The sequence below is a fragment of the Paenibacillus sp. FSL H7-0703 genome (genome assembly GCF_038003485.1).
GTDB lineage: Bacteria > Bacillota > Bacilli > Paenibacillales > Paenibacillaceae > Paenibacillus > Paenibacillus polymyxa_B.
This window is the reverse complement of the sequence record NZ_JBBOPF010000001.1, coordinates 3,212,183-3,227,524: the sequence shown is the minus strand read 5'-3', so window position 1 is coordinate 3,227,524 and position 15,342 is coordinate 3,212,183. Positions and strand designations below refer to the sequence as shown.

The window sequence follows — 15,342 nt, the reverse complement described above, 5'->3', positions numbered from 1 at the left end:
TGAGACTTCAATTGCGGCCATTCGTACAATGTCGGCTTCAAATGAGGTTTAGTGGCATACAAGGGGGTTAATTTTTGTATAGTGTAGTGGGTGTCCGTTTCAAGAAGGCGGGCAAGACTTATTATTTTGATCCGCTGGACCTTCCAGTGGAGAAAGAAAACTGCGTCATTGTAGAGACCGCGCGCGGTATTGAATATGGCAAGGTTGTAGTGGGCAAAAAAGAGGTAAATGATTCGGATGTTGTCCTGCCCTTAAAAAAAGTCATTCGTATTGCAGGGGATGATGACGCTCTTGTTGTAGAAGAGAATAAATTGGCGGCCAAGGATGCATTCGGCACGTGTTTAAATAAAATTAAAGACCATGGCCTTAAAATGAAGCTGGTAGATGTAGAATTTACATTTGACCGCAATAAGATCATTTTTTATTTTACGGCAGAGGGTCGGGTGGATTTTCGAGAGCTTGTAAAGGACTTGGCCAGTATTTTTCGTACACGGATCGAGCTACGGCAGATCGGCGTACGGGATGAGGCTAAAATGCTTGGCGGAATCGGACCTTGTGGACGTATTCTGTGTTGCTCCTCATGGCTGGGGGATTTTGAGCCGGTATCTATTAAGATGGCGAAGGATCAGAGTTTGTCGCTGAATCCGACGAAGATTTCCGGGTTGTGCGGGAGATTGATGTGCTGTCTCAAGTTTGAACATGATAACTACGAAAGCATGCGAGAAGAGCTACCTCAGGTGGGTAAGATGGTTATCACCTCTTTGGGAGAAGGTAAAGTCGTAGGTGTGAATGCAGGTCATCGCACGGTGCATGTTCAACTGTTTGAGATCAGTAAGGTCAAGGAACTTCCAATGGACGATGTAGTCGTCAAGTAAACCATTAGGTTGCTTCGGGGTGGAAACTTGGATAAATTAAATGTTTTTGCGCGTATTCACGAAATGGAAACCCAAATGGGACAGTTGCATAGCGATCTGGGTGAATTGAAACTGGCAGTAAAAGAGCTGCTGGAGGAAAATCAACGACTAACGATTGAAAACGAACAGGTGCGCAAGATGCTCAAACGTGAAACCTCTGGAGAAGAAAAGACGGCAAACAAGCCGAAGCTTCCTCCTCCGATCGTCATTAAGGATGAAGGGCAAACGGGTGAGGTCGTGGGCGAAGGCTACGACAATCTAGCAAGGCTGTATCATGAAGGATTTCATATATGCAACGTGTATTACGGACATTTGCGAACGGAAGGCGATTGCCTCTTCTGTCTGTCATTTTTGAATAAATAAAAACAAGCCGTAGGAGCAAGATGCCTACGGCTTTTTTGTAAGGAAGTATGAGTGAAAAGCGATTTTGGTTATAAAAGATGGGAGAGCACTATGTACGAAAATGAAAAGAAGTCTGAACGAATTGATGATCTGCTTTCACATAATTTGCGCATTATCCAAAGTGATGAAGTATTCAGCTTCTCGATGGACGCGGTCTTGCTGGCACGTTTTGCCGGTATTCCGCAGCGTGGGAAGATTCTGGATTTGTGTACTGGCAATGGGGTTGTCCCGCTGTTGCTAACGACACGAACAAAAGCGTCTATTGAAGGAATTGAGATTCAACCACGTTTGGCAGATATGGCTAGACGTAGTGTCAGCTTGAATGGATTAGAAGCAGCAATTCAGATTCGGGAAGGGGACCTACGTGAGCTGGTTCACACCACGGGGCATGGTGTTTATGATGCGATTACTGTGAATCCCCCCTATATGCCGCTAAATGGTAGCGATATCAAGCTGAATCCTCACCAGGCAATTGCCCGTCATGAAGTGAACTGCACACTCGAAGAAGTCATTCAGGCATCCACCCGGCTTGTACGTAATGGGGGAAAGGTATCTATGGTTCATCGCCCGCAGCGGCTGGGTGAGATTATAACCTTGATGCGTAAACATAGTTTGGAACCCAAACGAATACGTTTTGTTCACCCAAGAGTTCATATGGAAGCCAATATGGTACTAGTTGAAGCATTACGTGACGGCAAACCGGAGGTTCGTTTGTTGCCTCCGCTCATTGTATATCAGGAAAATGGGAATTATACTCAGGAAATAAGAGATATCTATGGAGAAGTAAGCAAGGGGGATTCTGTGTGAAAGCAGCTGTACAAAAAAGCTTTAGTAACAGCGAAGAAGAACGGGGAAAGTTGTATCTTGTTGCGACACCTATTGGAAATCTGGACGATATGACCTTTAGGGCGATTAACACCTTAAAATCATGTAGTATTATCGCTGCTGAAGATACACGGCAGACACGCAAACTGCTCACTCATTTCGAAATTACACCGGATATGCTCTTCAGTTATCATGAACATAATAAGGCTGCTAGTGGGCCTGAACTGATACGTTATATAATAGAAGGAAAAAATTTGGCACTGGTTAGCGATGCAGGTCTACCGGCCATTTCTGACCCTGGTTCGGATCTGGTCAAACTGGCACTGGAAGCGGAAATTAGCGTCATTCCTATCCCAGGAGCAAATGCGGCACTATCGGCTTTAATTGCCTCAGGACTGGATACAGAAAGGTTTACCTTCGCTGGCTTTCCACCACGGGAGAAAAAGGACCTAGAGAAGCTGTTGCTATCGTTTCAGGTATCTCACGGCACAATTATTTTTTATGAATCGCCTCATCGTATTGTGAAGACATTGATGGTGTTGAAGGAAACATTAGGTTCACGCAAAGTGGTGCTTGCGCGTGAGCTGACCAAGCTGCATGAGGAATGGGTGCGGGGAACCGTGGAGCAATGCCTTGCTAAACTAGAGGAGAATCCGCCGATTGGTGAATATTGTCTGGTGGTTGAAGGGAAAGACGAAGAGGAAGAGGAACAGGAGCGTCAGGCATGGTGGCAGTCTTTATCTTTGGAGTCCCACGTCGCACATTATGAGGCAGAGGGACTCACACGCAAGGATGCAATGAAGCGTACAGCCACAGATCGTTCAATCTCCAAGAGAGATGTTTACAATGCACTCTTATGAATATCTGCCTAAACAAAAAAGGGCCTTCCAACGGTTGGGTTCAAACCGTGGAAGGCAACAAGGAGTATATATGAAAAAGGTTAGAATTAACAATATCTGATAAGTCTATTATATACTAAAATTCTCAGTTTGTCACAGGTGTTGGGATTTCAGAAATGCAATCTTGGCAAACAATTTTTCCTTTGAAGTAAATTACGTTCTCAGCATTGCCGCAGAAGATACAAGCTGGCTCGTATTTTTTAAGCATGATGCGTTCGCCATCAACATAAATTTCCAAAGCGTCTTTCTCTCCGATTCCCAGGGTACGGCGCAATTCGATTGGAATAACAACACGTCCGAGCTCGTCAACTTTTCTTACAATACCAGTGGATTTCATCATAATAAATCAGGCTCCTCTCGCCGTTTAAAATAATATAAGTGTCATGATTCGACAAAATTTTCTCTTTTCTGATATTTACTATACCAACGATTCCCAAAACAGTCAACCTTAAAAATGTAGTAACAGTCTGATTATGCAAAAGTATTTAGATTAAAGAGCTTTACTTGTGTGTATTGCCTTATCTTATTGATGATTTATTCAGTTTGTCGATTTGGAAATGTCGAAAAACTATAATTCGACATATTACGACAAATAATGTCGAATGAGGGAAACCATTTAGGATTTTATTGTATTTTAATCCATTATTCCGAATATTAAAGGAGCTGATATCTTGCACCAGCCACTCAGTGAAGAAAAAGTTTTTAAAGACCCGGTACATAATTACATCCATGTTCAGGATACTGTGATATGGCGGTTGATCAACACGCCGGAGTTCCAACGTTTACGGCGCATACGGCAGTTAGGCACGTCGTATCTTACGTTTCATGGAGCGGAGCATAGCCGGTTTTCACACTCATTGGGCGTATATGAGATTACGAGAAGTATTATTTCTCAATTTGAACGTGGAGATTTCCCGGATTGGCCGAAGGAGGAAAGGCTGGTTGCTCTGTGTGCAGCTCTATTGCATGATGTGGGGCACGGCCCATTTTCTCATTCAATTGAGGAAGCCTTTCATATGAACCATGAGGATTGGACATGCCGCATTGTACTGGGAGACACGAAGATCAACGCTGTGCTACGGCAAGTCGACGAGAAGCTTCCACAAAAGGTGGCTGCGGTTATAGCCAAAACGTATGATAAACCGATTGTTGTCAACCTGGTAACCAGTCCGCTAGATGCGGATCGTATGGATTATTTGTTGCGGGATGCTCACTCGACAGGCGTCAACTATGGCACGATTGATTTGGATCGTATTTTACGACTGCTGCGTCCTCATAATGGGAGAATTGTTGTGAAGGAATCAGGTATGCATGCAGTAGAAGATTATTTAATGTCACGCTACCAGATGTATTGGCAAATTTATTTTCATCCTGTAACACGCAGCTCGGAAATCCTTTTACGTAAAATTTTCAAGCGAGCAAAGGAATTGTTTAAAAACGGATATGAGTTTGGATTTCTGCTGGACCCGTTGCCGGATCTGTTGAAAGGAGATCTTACAGTAGAGCAATATCTGATGCTCGACGAGTCATTAATCCAGACCGTATTTAGCCAGTGGAAACGAGAAAAGGACGAGATTTTAAGTGATTTGAGCAGCCGGTTTATGGACCGTAGATTGTATAAATATGTAGAGATTGAAAATATGGATACAGATACCATTGACAGTATTCGAGAAGCTTTGAAAGAGGCTGGTTTGCACCCTGAATATGATTTTGAAATTGATTTTCCGACAGATCTTCCTTATGATGTGTTTCGGCAGGGTGGCTCGACGGACAACCAGATTTTACTGCTTGGACGTCAGGGCGAGGTGAGTGAAATATCCGAAGTTTCGGAAATTGTGCGCTCAATAAGTGGTATTCACCGAGGGAAATATCATATGTATTTTCCCCAGAATAAATTGAACGCGGTAAAAGACAGGCTTCCTGCCGAAATAAGGAATTATTTTGTCAAAGAATAGACAACTATATAGAAATGTAAGTAAAAAAAGGAGATGTAAACCTTGGATTTATTCGACACTCATACTCACTTGGATGCGCCACAATTTGACGAAGATCGTGAAGAAGTTATAGCACGTGCTGTCGAATCAGGAGTAACGCGGATGATCAATATCGGATTTAATCGTGAGACCATTCCATCCACCATGAAATTGGCCGAGACGTATGATTTTATTTATGCGGCAGTTGGATGGCACCCACAGGATGCTATTACAATGCAGGAGGGCGATCTAGAATGGATTGCATCGTTATGCAGTCATAAAAAGGTTGTAGCCATCGGAGAGATCGGTCTGGATTATTATTGGGATACATCACCGAAGGATGTGCAGCATCGGGTGTTTCGAAATCAAATTGGTCTGGCTCGTGAGCTCAAGATGCCCATTGTTATTCATAACCGGGATGCCCATGAAGATATTGTTAAGATTTTGCGCGAGGAAAAAGCGAGTGAGATTGGTGGAGTCATGCACTCCTTTTCGGGTAGCTGGGAGACAGCCAAAATGGTGCTGGATATGGGATTTCACCTTTCCTTCGGTGGTCCAATAACGTTCAAAAATGCCAAGCAGCCAAAAGAGGTGCTCGCACAGGTGCCGCTGGACCGTCTGCTCATTGAAACTGATGCTCCCTATCTGACGCCTCATCCGTTTCGTGGGAAGCGAAATGAGTCTGCACATGTGAGACTGGTAGCAGAGGCTGCAGCCCAAATCAAAGGGATTACAGTGGAGGAATTAGTGTCAATAACGACCCGAAATGCCCTGGAACGATTTGACATTCAGTGAAAAAGTGAAGAAATCGATCAAAATAAAGAGATAGACGAAGCTAATCATGAATTTGTTGCAGGAAACTCGAGAATATTACAATATTTTAACCGAATATTTTAAAAAATGTACTTGAAACCTGCTTTACAACATGCATAGAAACAGGATATCATCTTTTCAGTGAATTGTTGTTTGAATGTAAACATCAACAAGTCATTTCATGAACCAGTCTCGCTGAGTCCCTTTTACAGGGAACGGGGGAACCGATATGGCTTACAGTACGTCCGGCGTATGTGCAAGAAGGGAACGTCTCTTCCGCCAGCCGGCTCGACCTAAATTCTTTTCCCGGTAGGGATTGAACAGGTGGAGGAGCCGTATTTCGATTTCTTTCTGGGTCTTTGGGGTGAATGTGAAGGCGACCGCCATGAGCGGTTGACCCAAGCTAGGGCGACTCTCTACGTCCGAACCCGACAGCTAACCCCGTAAGCGTAACAAGAGAGAAGCCATCTCGTGCATGAGTTTTCCCGCATATTCACACATGCCGGAAGCCACGAAAGAGCTCTCTAGTCTCTTTCTCTGGCTTTTTTTGTTGTGAATAAAAGAAAATCTGTCATCATACTGTGGTTAAACAGGGGAGGACAGCATGCCGCGAAGACGGGTACATGGTGCAGGACAGTCGTAGTTTGGGCTTGTCTTGTAGAAAATCTGTTATAGTCACGTCAAATCTCAACTATGTCTTACTCCAGACGGCGGGCTATGTAAGGAGGACGGAGGAAATGGGCATTTTCCAAAAAAAGGATACCCATGAGTCACGCTCATCCAGCATGTCTTACGTATTGCGTTGGAAGCAAGAGAATGTGCGCCAGGCTGCTTTGGTTGCTATTTTTCTAATCGCGCTAACGATTATGATTTCAATTCTGATGTACACGCAATCTAAAAAACAAGTCTTTTTTGTCATCGATGGCAAGGCGTCTGCGGTAGAAACCCGGGAATCCAAGCTTCAAGATTTGCTGAGCGAGCATTCCATTTCACTTCAGCCGCATGATACAGTTTCCATGCCGCTAAATGGAGCAATACAGGATGGCGATCGCGTAGTCATTAAACGTGCCAATCAAGTCAAAGTATCTTCAGGCAATGAGACGAAAAAGCTGTACACAACAGAAAATACAGTAGAAGGTGCCATTCGTACCTCGGGCTATAAATTATCATCAACGGATAAAGTTTATCCTGCGTTGGATGCCTCTGTTTCGTCTAACATGGACATAAAAATCGTCCGTGTGAAGAAACAGCAGGTCGAACAGAAAAAACAGGTGCCTTATCAGGTCATCAAAACGGCCGATCCGAGTCTTTATAAAGGCGATAATCGGGTCATTCAAAGCGGCAAATCGGGTGTGGTCGTCCAGCACGTTCAAAAGGTATATCATGATGGAAAGTTGGTATCCAAACAGCTGGTTAACAAGGAAGTTGCACAGAACCGTGTGGATAAGGTCATTGCGGTAGGAACGAAGAAAAAACCGGTCGTTCTTGCTGCTTCCGTCGGTCCCAATGATGCGGTTGAGGCAACAACGGTTAGTTCGGGCAGTGCTGTCCGTAAAGCAGGCGTAAATTTTAAATATAGCAAAGTTTTACAAAATGTCTCCATGACGGCGTATTCCTCACAGGAGCCAGGTATCGGTACACGTACTGCATCCGGCGCACGTGTCACGGAAGGACGCACCATCGCGGTCGATCCGAGTGTAATTCCAATCGGCTGGTGGGTGTATATCGAAGGGGTGGGCTTCCGTCGTGCGGAGGATACCGGTGGCGCGATTAAAGGCCACAAAATCGATGTGTATTATGAGAGTTTGAGCCGAGCCAACCAATTTGGTCGTAAGCACGGTAAAACCGTATATGTTATCGGACCGGTAAAGCCTGAAATCAACTAAAACAGGTTGTGTATGTTGAGGGCAATGCGATAGTATTAACAACATAGTTATGCCATGCTAAGAAGAGGATATCCTCTTCTTATTTTGTTTTCAAAAGCAGGGAAAGATAAATATAGCTTGCTGTGTAGCAGTGGAGGGAAACGCAAATGATCAAGGAAGTGATCGTGGTAGAGGGCCGGGATGATACGGTGGCCATTCGCCGCGCTGTTGAAGCGGATACGATAGAAACTGGCGGCTCCGCCATTAATAAAATGACGCTGCGTAAAATTGCATTGGCGCAGGAGCGGCGGGGGGTCATCATTTTAACCGATCCCGATCATGCAGGGGAGCGCATCCGTAAGATTATCGCTTCCAAGGTACCCGGCTGCAAGCAGGCCTTTATACCCGAGGCAGAAGCGACGCGTAAAGGAGATATTGGCGTGGAGAATGCCTCACCAGAAGCGATCAGACACGCTCTTGCACGGGTCCATACGACAGTGGAAGGCGCCGACCCGCTGATTGAGTGGGCGGACCTGATTGATGCTGGACTCATCACCCATCCCAATGCTGCTGCACGCCGTATGGCCTTAGGGAATGTGCTGGGTATTGGTTATTGTAACGGAAAGCAGCTACATAAACGGCTCTCTGTATTTCAGATCAGCCGCGAGGAATTTGCCGGGGCGCTGGCACAAATTGAAAGTGAAGGATTGTGATGTCCGTATGACAGGGATTCAAGATATAGCAACACCGCGGCGTACGAAGGAAATTATTCAACGGCACGGTTTTTCGTTCAAAAAGAGTTTGGGACAAAATTTCCTGATTGATCAAAATATTCTCAATAAGATTGTAAATGCTGCCGGATTGGATGAGACGAAGGGTGCACTTGAGATCGGTCCTGGGATTGGCGCTTTGACCGAGAAGCTGGCGCAATCGGCTAAGGCAGTTACCGCTGTCGAGATTGACCAGCGGCTGCTGCCAATTCTCGGAGAGGTGTTGGCCCCTTACGAGCATGTGAAGGTACGTCATGGAGACGTGCTGAAGCTGGATTTGCGAGAGGTGTTCGCAGCCGATTTTGCAGACGTGAGTAAAGTAAGTGTCGTGGCTAATCTACCGTACTATGTTACTACACCGATTCTGATGAGGCTGCTGGAGGACAAGCTCCCTCTGGAGAATATCGTCGTTATGATCCAAAAAGAAGTGGCTGAGCGCATGGCTGCGTCTCCTGGAACGAAGGATTACGGCAGTCTGAGCATTGCGGTGCAATATTACAGCGAACCTGAATTAGTCTGTACTGTGCCGAATACAGTATTTATTCCCCAGCCGAATGTGGAGTCTGCAGTCATCCGGCTGCGTGTACGGGAAGCCCCTCCGGTGGAAGTGGTGGATGAGAAGCACTTCTTTGAAGTGGTTCATGCTGCTTTTGCCCAGCGTCGTAAAACCATCTCCAATAATTTAAAAAGCCGTTTCTTCACCAAAGAGAACAGGGACACGCTGGAGCCGCTGTTGCAACAAGCTGGTATTGAACCCTCCCGTCGAGGAGAAACGTTAAGTATTGAGGAATTTGCGCGTCTCAGCGCTGTGCTATTGGAGGCAGGTATATCCTAAGCTGGAACCAAACTGTGCATTCACCCATACGATATAGGAGGGGTGATACAGTGTGATGAGTTTAGGAGACTTGGTCGTTCGGAAATCGTACGGCGGGGATGTCACGTTTCGCGTTGAGGACATCCAGCGGGATAAAGCGATCATTAAGGGAATAGAATTTCGGCTGCTGGCCGATTCTCCGGTGAACGATCTGGTCAGAGTGCCTGCAGACCAGATTAGTGGTAAGGCTCAGCAGGCCCACATTAAGGCTGGTGAGTCTCTTAATCTGTTGCAACGGGCACGCCAGCAGCAAGCTGCTCGTAGTCAGGCAGCTCTGGTAGGGGACTGGAGTGATCCGGTTGAGTCAACGTATTTTGAAATGCCGGGAAAGGTTCTTCACCTGGATGGAGATCCCAGCTATCTGAAAAAATGTCTCAGTTTATATGAACAGCTCCGTGTTCCTGCAGAGGGACATCACGTTCACGAATCGGCAATGGCAGACACGTTGTACCGACTGCTTCCTCGTATCCGTCCGGATATCGTAGTCATTACCGGACATGACGGTGTGCTGAAGCAGCCACAGCCTTACGATTTGTACAGCTTGAAAAGTTATAAAAATTCGCAAAATTTTGTGGCGGCGATTCAGGTAGCAAGACAATATGAACGTCATCTGGATTCGCTGACGATTGTAGCGGGAGCGTGCCAGTCCCATTTTGAGGCGCTGCTACGTGCGGGAGCGAACTTCGCCAGCTCACCAGGGCGTATCCTGATTCACGCGCTGGACCCCGTTTACGTGGCTGCCAAGGCGGCCTTTACTTCGATCCGTGATACGGTCAACATGGGGGACCTGTTTCACCAGACAATCAGTGGCAGTCGTGGAGTGGGTGGAATTGAAACTAGGGGAAGCTATCGCATCGGCCTGCCGAAGCTTGAAAATTTATCAACGCTTAAAGTAACGCCTTCCGCAATCTAGGATTCAAATGTGCCAATAGGATTAACCTGAGCAAAAAGCCTCTGCTTTCAGAGGCTTTTTGTCATTTTTTATATAAATTATTCCTGTTCGCAAAAAATTAAATTGACAACTTATTTTTCGTGTTGTTATAATATTTAGCTTGATTTGACAATCCCTCTAAAATTCGTTATAATGGACAAGGAAAGAGGTGGTCGTTAGGCAATGGCTAAAAATACGCTGTTGGAAATCAAACGCAGTCTCGACGCACATGTAGGGCAAAAAATTTTGCTGCGGGCTAACGGCGGACGCCGTAAGACCGTCGAACGAACTGGTGTCTTGGAAGAAACGTACCCTTCTGTTTTTATCGTCAAGCTGGATCAGGAGCAACAGACGTTTAAACGTGTCTCCTACAGCTATGCTGACATTCTTACCGAGTCGGTAGAAGTCAGCGTATATGATCCCGACTCCCATACAAGTGTAGTCGAATATTTTGAAACACCTTAATTGATTTCGTGATTTATACCAGCTTTGCAGGTTTAACGACGGCTTCGTCATTTCAAATGACGGGGCCGTTTTGTATATACAGAGCAGGATGAAGCATGACATCTCTGCACATACTAAGCCGGGAATGATCTTCCTTATTCCATTGCCGAAGGAGGCGTATGTATGAGCCGAAGAAGACGGAGTGTCATGTCGGAGGAGCTAAAGTACGAGCTGGCCAAAGATCTTGGATTTTACGACACGGTCAAGGAAGAAGGCTGGGGAGGCATTAAAGCCAAGGATGCGGGCAATATGGTCAAGCGGGCTATCCAACTTGCCGAGCAGGCAGCTTCCCGCAAATCGTAGCTATCGGTGGTGCTGATGAAAAGCGGGGATATCCGGATTAGACCGGGTCATCTCCGCTTTTTTGAACCTCATGACTTGACACGCTGAGTCTGATATAATATGTTAAGCTGTCTTGAGGGAAAAGTTGAAGGTGGGTGAACGCCTTGAAAATATATGAAAAAGCACCGGCGAAAATCAATTTAATGCTTGATGTTCTACGTAAGCGGGACGATGGTTATCACGAGGTCGAAATGATTATGACCATGGTCGATCTGTCTGACCGATTGACGATGTCTGAGTTACCGCGTGATACCATTATTATTTCAAGTCAAGCCGGGTACATACCATTGGATGAAAAAAACTTGGCTTTTCAGGCTGCGCGTCTGATCAAGGAACGTTATAACGTGTCTACGGGCGTCCATATCCATCTGGATAAGCATATCCCGGTGGCGGCAGGCTTGGCGGGCGGAAGCAGTGATGCCGCCGCAGCGCTGCGTGGACTGAACAAGCTGTGGAAGCTTGGCATCTCGGATGCAGAATTAAGGGTGCTGGGTGCGGAGCTGGGCTCAGACGTACCTTTCTGTATTACAGGGGGTACAGCTTTAGCGAGCGGACGCGGAGAACTGCTCAAGCCACTTCCGAATCCGCCACAATGCTGGGTGATCCTTGCGAAGCCGCCGATTAATGTATCGACGGCTGAAGTGTATGGTCGTGTCAAAGCGGATCAGATTACGCACCACCCGTCTGCCCGCCAGATGGAGCATGCGATCCGTAACGCTTCTTTTACCGATGTATGCAACGCGCTGGGGAATGTACTGGAGGATGTAACACTAAAGCTGTATCCAGAGGTAGAGCATCTTAAAAACTCCATGATCCGCTTAGGAGCAGACGGTGTGCTGATGTCAGGTAGTGGACCTACAGTGTTCGGACTGGTATCGAAAGAAGCCAAAGTGCCACGGATTTACAATGGACTAAGAGGGTTTTGTAAAGATGTGTACGCAGTACGACTTTTGACCTGATTTTAGATATTTTTTTCTTATTATAGTGGTAATTGTTGTACAAATACGTACAAAGATGATATATTTACTATTAAATATTCGGATTTTACTATATCACTTACATTCCGCCAGCAACCGGCCAGTCCGCCGGTGCTTTACTGTACAAAGCGGGCGGCAGGAGAATAGATCGCGAGGAATTGTTGTGAAAAAACTTAAAAGAAGCTCACGTTTGGTGGAAATGACGCAATTTTTGTTGTCACGGCCGCATACGCTGGTGCCTCTTACTCATTTTGCGGATCGCTACGGGGCAGCTAAGTCCTCCATAAGCGAGGATCTGGCCATCATCAAGGAAGTATTTGAGGATGAGGGCACTGGCGAGCTTCTGACGCTGGCGGGAGCGGCAGGGGGCGTTAAACTGATCCCAAGGCTTTCCAAGCAGCATGCGCTTGCGTTTGCGAACGACCTGTGTGCACAACTGGAGCAGCCTGACCGCATATTACCGGGAGGATACCTGTATTTGTCCGATTTGCTGGGCCAACCTGCGATGATGAACGAAGCTGGTAAAATATTCGCGACCGCTTTTGCCAATCGTCAGATTGATGTGGTTATGACGGTGGAGACCAAGGGTATTCCACTTGCCTATGCAACCGGAGCACAGCTGAATTTGCCAGTCGTTCTCGTACGGCGTGATCATCAGGTGACAGAAGGCTCGGCTGTAAGTATTAATTATGTTTCAGGATCACAAAAGAGCCTGCATACAATGTCTTTATCCAGACGTGCGATGCGTGAGAAATCGCGTGTGCTCATCGTAGATGATTTTATGAAGGCCGGTGGCACGATTCAGGGGATGGTCGACTTGCTGGCTGAGTTTGATGCTGAGGTGGCCGGTGTAGGTGTGCTGGTAGAATCGGGCGAGGTGGAGAACGAAGAGCGCCTGCTGCACGATTATATTTCACTGGCGAATCTGACCGCAGTCGATTCTCGAAGCAAGCAAATTACGGTCAAGTTGGGCAATTATTTTGATGAGTGAACAGGGCAGTAAATTGTCACAATCCATCATAAAATACCTAAATATGTCGAAAAGAAATCTTTTCAAAAAAATTACCTGAATTTAGGATACGAATTACCGAAAAAAAGAAGGATTTCGAACTGCTGTGTGGAATGTATACACCAAGTCCTATTTGGAAAAAGGTGGTGAAACACACATGCAGATTACGGATGTTAGACTCCGCCGAGTGAACTCAGAAGGAAGAATGAAGGCGATTGCATCCATTACGATTGATAACGAGTTTGTTGTTCATGACATCCGAGTTATCGACGGTAATAACGGGATGTTCGTAGCTATGCCAAGCAAACGAACTCCAGACGGAGAGTTTCGCGATATCGCTCATCCGATATCTTCAGGAACCCGTGAGAAGATCCAAGCTGCTGTATTGACTGAGTACGAACGTGCAGCTGTGGATGAAGAAGTTGCTATTGAAGAAGGCGCTTAATTCGCCTAAAGCAGGATTGGGGTACAAAAGAAAAAGAGAGCCACTAACTGTGGCTCTCTTTTCTTTTTGTCTGGAATGAGATATATTCTTTAGTGAGTTAACAGTCAGTTTTAAGGCAACTTGGAGCCATCCGGGCTGCCGAAGCGGCTTTTTCATAAGACAGGGACTAGGCAGCGATGCGTCCCGGGGATGAATGTCCAGCACAAGCTGGCCTGAAAAAATAGCCATTAACCAAAGGTTCGCCGTTATTTTTCAGGAGGATTGTGAAAAGTTAAGCAAAATCTGATCTGGGAATTAACGTTTTAGCCAAGGGGTAACTGTTATTTTCAGGATAGGAGGTTGGACTTGTTGGAAAGGTTGGCAGTCATTCTTGCCGCAGGGCAGGGAAAACGTATGAAATCCAAATTATATAAAGTTCTGCATCCGGTGTGCGGAAAACCGATGGTCGGGCATGTGCTCGACACGGTTCGTGAAATCGGTGTGTCCCGAAGCGTAGTCGTCGTGGGTCATGGAGCAGAGGCGGTACAGTCTTATTTGGGACCGTCGGCAGAATATGCGCTTCAGGCTGAGCAGTTGGGAACGGGCCATGCTGTCAAGCAAGCCAAGGACTTGCTCGGTCAGGAAAAAGGTACAACCATTGTCATTTGTGGGGATACTCCTTTGATCACAGCGGAAACGCTGGAGGGCTTGGTGCAACTGCACGAGAGCCGTGGGGCAGCTGCGACGATTCTGACCGCTGAGTTGGACGACCCGAAAGGATATGGACGAGTTATTCGTGATGCTTCCGAGGCCGTGCTCAAGATCGTGGAACAGAAAGATTGTTCACCTGAGGAAGATGCTGTCCGGGAGATCAATACGGGAACGTACTGCTTTGACAATGCCAAGCTGTTTGCAGCGCTGGACAAGGTAACGAACACCAATGCACAGCAGGAATATTACCTGACAGATGTCATTGGTATTTTGCATGGTGAAGGTGAGCAGGTTGAGGCATATTTGACAGATGATGTGTCTGAATCCATCGGTGTTAACGACAGAGTGGCTTTGTCGATAGCTGAGGGCTATATGCGTGAGCGCATTGTTCGCAAGCATATGCTGAATGGTGTCACTGTCATTGATCCGTCTTCTACCTATATCGGGAGCGAGGTTGTTATTGGTTCCGATACGGTACTGTACCCGAACACATGGCTGCATGGTCAAACACAAATCGGAGAAGAATGTGTGATTGGTCCACAGGCTGAGATTCAGAATACGATTATCCATTCAGGCGCAACGGTAAAACATTCGGTGTTGAACGAAGCGGAAGTGGGAAGCAGTACATCTGTGGGGCCGTTTGCTTATCTGCGTCCAGGCGCGAAGCTTGGCGAACATGTGAAAATTGGTGATTTTGTTGAGGTGAAAAATGCGACCATTGGAGATCATTCCAAGGTGTCTCATTTGAGCTATGTCGGTGATGCCAAGGTGGGTACAAACGTAAATATTGGCTGCGGGGCAATAACGGTCAATTATGATGGATATAATAAATCCATTACAGAAATTGAAGACGATGCCTTTATTGGCAGCAACGTGAATCTGATCGCCCCGATTAAGATTGGAAAAGGTGCTTATGTTGTAGCAGGCTCGACTGTAACACATGCTGTCCCTGATAACGATCTGGCCATTGCCAGACCACGTCAAGAGAACAAAGCCGGATATGCGGACAAAATCCGCGCACGTGCCAAAGCGAAGAAGAAAAGATCGGAATGACCTTAATCAGCAAGCTGTTGAATCTGTAATGAATGAACCAGCACGGAGGGTTTCTA

17 protein-coding genes and 1 riboswitch are annotated in these 15,342 nt (G+C 46.3%); of the genes, 16 read left to right on the top strand and 1 reads right to left on the bottom strand.

Features of this window, described 5'->3' with window-relative positions:
* Positions 1-74 precede the first annotated feature (74 nt).
* The 4 genes from MHB46_RS14165 (at position 75) to rsmI (ending at position 3,001) form a co-directional block, all read left to right on the top strand.
* Positions 75-875, top strand: coding sequence for a PSP1 domain-containing protein (locus MHB46_RS14165; RefSeq protein ID WP_013308110.1), 801 nt, complete (start codon positions 75-77; stop codon positions 873-875).
* Between the two features lie 27 nt (positions 876-902).
* Positions 903-1,277, top strand: coding sequence for a DNA replication initiation control protein YabA (gene yabA, locus MHB46_RS14160; protein WP_025722558.1), 375 nt, complete (start codon positions 903-905; stop codon positions 1,275-1,277).
* Positions 1,278-1,367: 90 nt separating this feature from the next.
* The gene (locus tag MHB46_RS14155) at positions 1,368-2,123 is read left to right on the top strand and encodes a tRNA1(Val) (adenine(37)-N6)-methyltransferase (protein WP_254327482.1); all 756 of its coding nucleotides are present in this window, start codon (positions 1,368-1,370) and stop codon (positions 2,121-2,123) included.
* Positions 2,120-3,001, top strand: coding sequence for a 16S rRNA (cytidine(1402)-2'-O)-methyltransferase (rsmI, locus tag MHB46_RS14150; protein ID WP_209940727.1), 882 nt, complete (start codon positions 2,120-2,122; stop codon positions 2,999-3,001). Before MHB46_RS14155 ends, rsmI begins: the two co-directional genes overlap by 4 nt.
* 124 nt (positions 3,002-3,125) lie before the next feature.
* On the opposite strand, the gene MHB46_RS14145 is transcribed toward rsmI, so the two are convergent.
* Entirely contained in the window at positions 3,126-3,380 is a 255-nt protein-coding gene (locus MHB46_RS14145) for an AbrB/MazE/SpoVT family DNA-binding domain-containing protein (protein ID WP_007428005.1), read from the bottom strand.
* 331 nt (positions 3,381-3,711) lie between these two features.
* Here MHB46_RS14145 and MHB46_RS14140 point away from each other — a divergent pair, with 331 nt between their 5' ends.
* From MHB46_RS14140 to glmU, 12 genes are all read left to right on the top strand, one after another.
* Positions 3,712-4,995 carry an HD domain-containing protein gene (locus MHB46_RS14140; RefSeq protein ID WP_165179748.1) on the top strand — a complete coding sequence of 428 codons (1,284 nt, stop codon included), beginning with the start codon at positions 3,712-3,714 and terminating at the stop codon, positions 4,993-4,995.
* Between the two features lie 42 nt (positions 4,996-5,037).
* The gene (locus MHB46_RS14135; RefSeq protein ID WP_013308115.1) at positions 5,038-5,808 is read left to right on the top strand and encodes a TatD family hydrolase; all 771 of its coding nucleotides are present in this window, start codon (positions 5,038-5,040) and stop codon (positions 5,806-5,808) included.
* A 201-nt stretch (positions 5,809-6,009) separates the two neighbouring features.
* Positions 6,010-6,292: riboswitch (cyclic di-AMP (ydaO/yuaA leader) on the top strand.
* Between the two features lie 271 nt (positions 6,293-6,563).
* Positions 6,564-7,712 carry a G5 domain-containing protein gene (locus tag MHB46_RS14130; RefSeq protein WP_341162633.1) on the top strand — a complete coding sequence of 383 codons (1,149 nt, stop codon included), beginning with the start codon at positions 6,564-6,566 and terminating at the stop codon, positions 7,710-7,712.
* A gap of 146 nt (positions 7,713-7,858) precedes the next feature.
* Positions 7,859-8,404: a ribonuclease M5 gene (gene rnmV, locus MHB46_RS14125; RefSeq protein ID WP_013308117.1), complete on the top strand. Its 546-nt coding sequence runs from the start codon at positions 7,859-7,861 to the stop codon at positions 8,402-8,404.
* 7 nt (positions 8,405-8,411) lie between these two features.
* Positions 8,412-9,296, top strand: a complete 885-nt coding sequence (gene rsmA, locus MHB46_RS14120; RefSeq protein WP_341162632.1) for a 16S rRNA (adenine(1518)-N(6)/adenine(1519)-N(6))-dimethyltransferase RsmA — start codon at positions 8,412-8,414, stop codon at positions 9,294-9,296.
* Between the two features lie 55 nt (positions 9,297-9,351).
* The gene (yabG, locus tag MHB46_RS14115; RefSeq protein WP_272640836.1) at positions 9,352-10,248 is read left to right on the top strand and encodes a sporulation peptidase YabG; all 897 of its coding nucleotides are present in this window, start codon (positions 9,352-9,354) and stop codon (positions 10,246-10,248) included.
* 201 nt (positions 10,249-10,449) lie between these two features.
* Positions 10,450-10,731, top strand: a complete 282-nt coding sequence (gene veg / locus MHB46_RS14110) for a biofilm formation stimulator Veg (RefSeq protein ID WP_013308120.1) — start codon at positions 10,450-10,452, stop codon at positions 10,729-10,731.
* A 162-nt stretch (positions 10,732-10,893) separates the two neighbouring features.
* Entirely contained in the window at positions 10,894-11,073 is a 180-nt protein-coding gene (locus MHB46_RS14105) for a small, acid-soluble spore protein, alpha/beta type (protein WP_007428013.1), read from the top strand.
* Positions 11,074-11,216: 143 nt separating this feature from the next.
* Positions 11,217-12,071, top strand: a complete 855-nt coding sequence (gene ispE / locus MHB46_RS14100) for a 4-(cytidine 5'-diphospho)-2-C-methyl-D-erythritol kinase (RefSeq protein WP_029519377.1) — start codon at positions 11,217-11,219, stop codon at positions 12,069-12,071.
* A 181-nt stretch (positions 12,072-12,252) separates the two neighbouring features.
* Complete coding sequence (gene purR, locus MHB46_RS14095) at positions 12,253-13,080, top strand: pur operon repressor (protein WP_013308122.1); 828 nt, start codon at positions 12,253-12,255, stop codon at positions 13,078-13,080.
* A gap of 175 nt (positions 13,081-13,255) precedes the next feature.
* Positions 13,256-13,543 (top strand): septation regulator SpoVG, encoded by a 288-nt coding sequence (gene spoVG, locus MHB46_RS14090; RefSeq protein ID WP_007428016.1) that lies wholly within the window; start codon positions 13,256-13,258, stop codon positions 13,541-13,543.
* 345 nt (positions 13,544-13,888) lie between these two features.
* Positions 13,889-15,286, top strand: coding sequence for a bifunctional UDP-N-acetylglucosamine diphosphorylase/glucosamine-1-phosphate N-acetyltransferase GlmU (glmU, locus tag MHB46_RS14085; RefSeq protein ID WP_341162631.1), 1,398 nt, complete (start codon positions 13,889-13,891; stop codon positions 15,284-15,286).
* Positions 15,287-15,342: the final 56 nt, after the last annotated feature.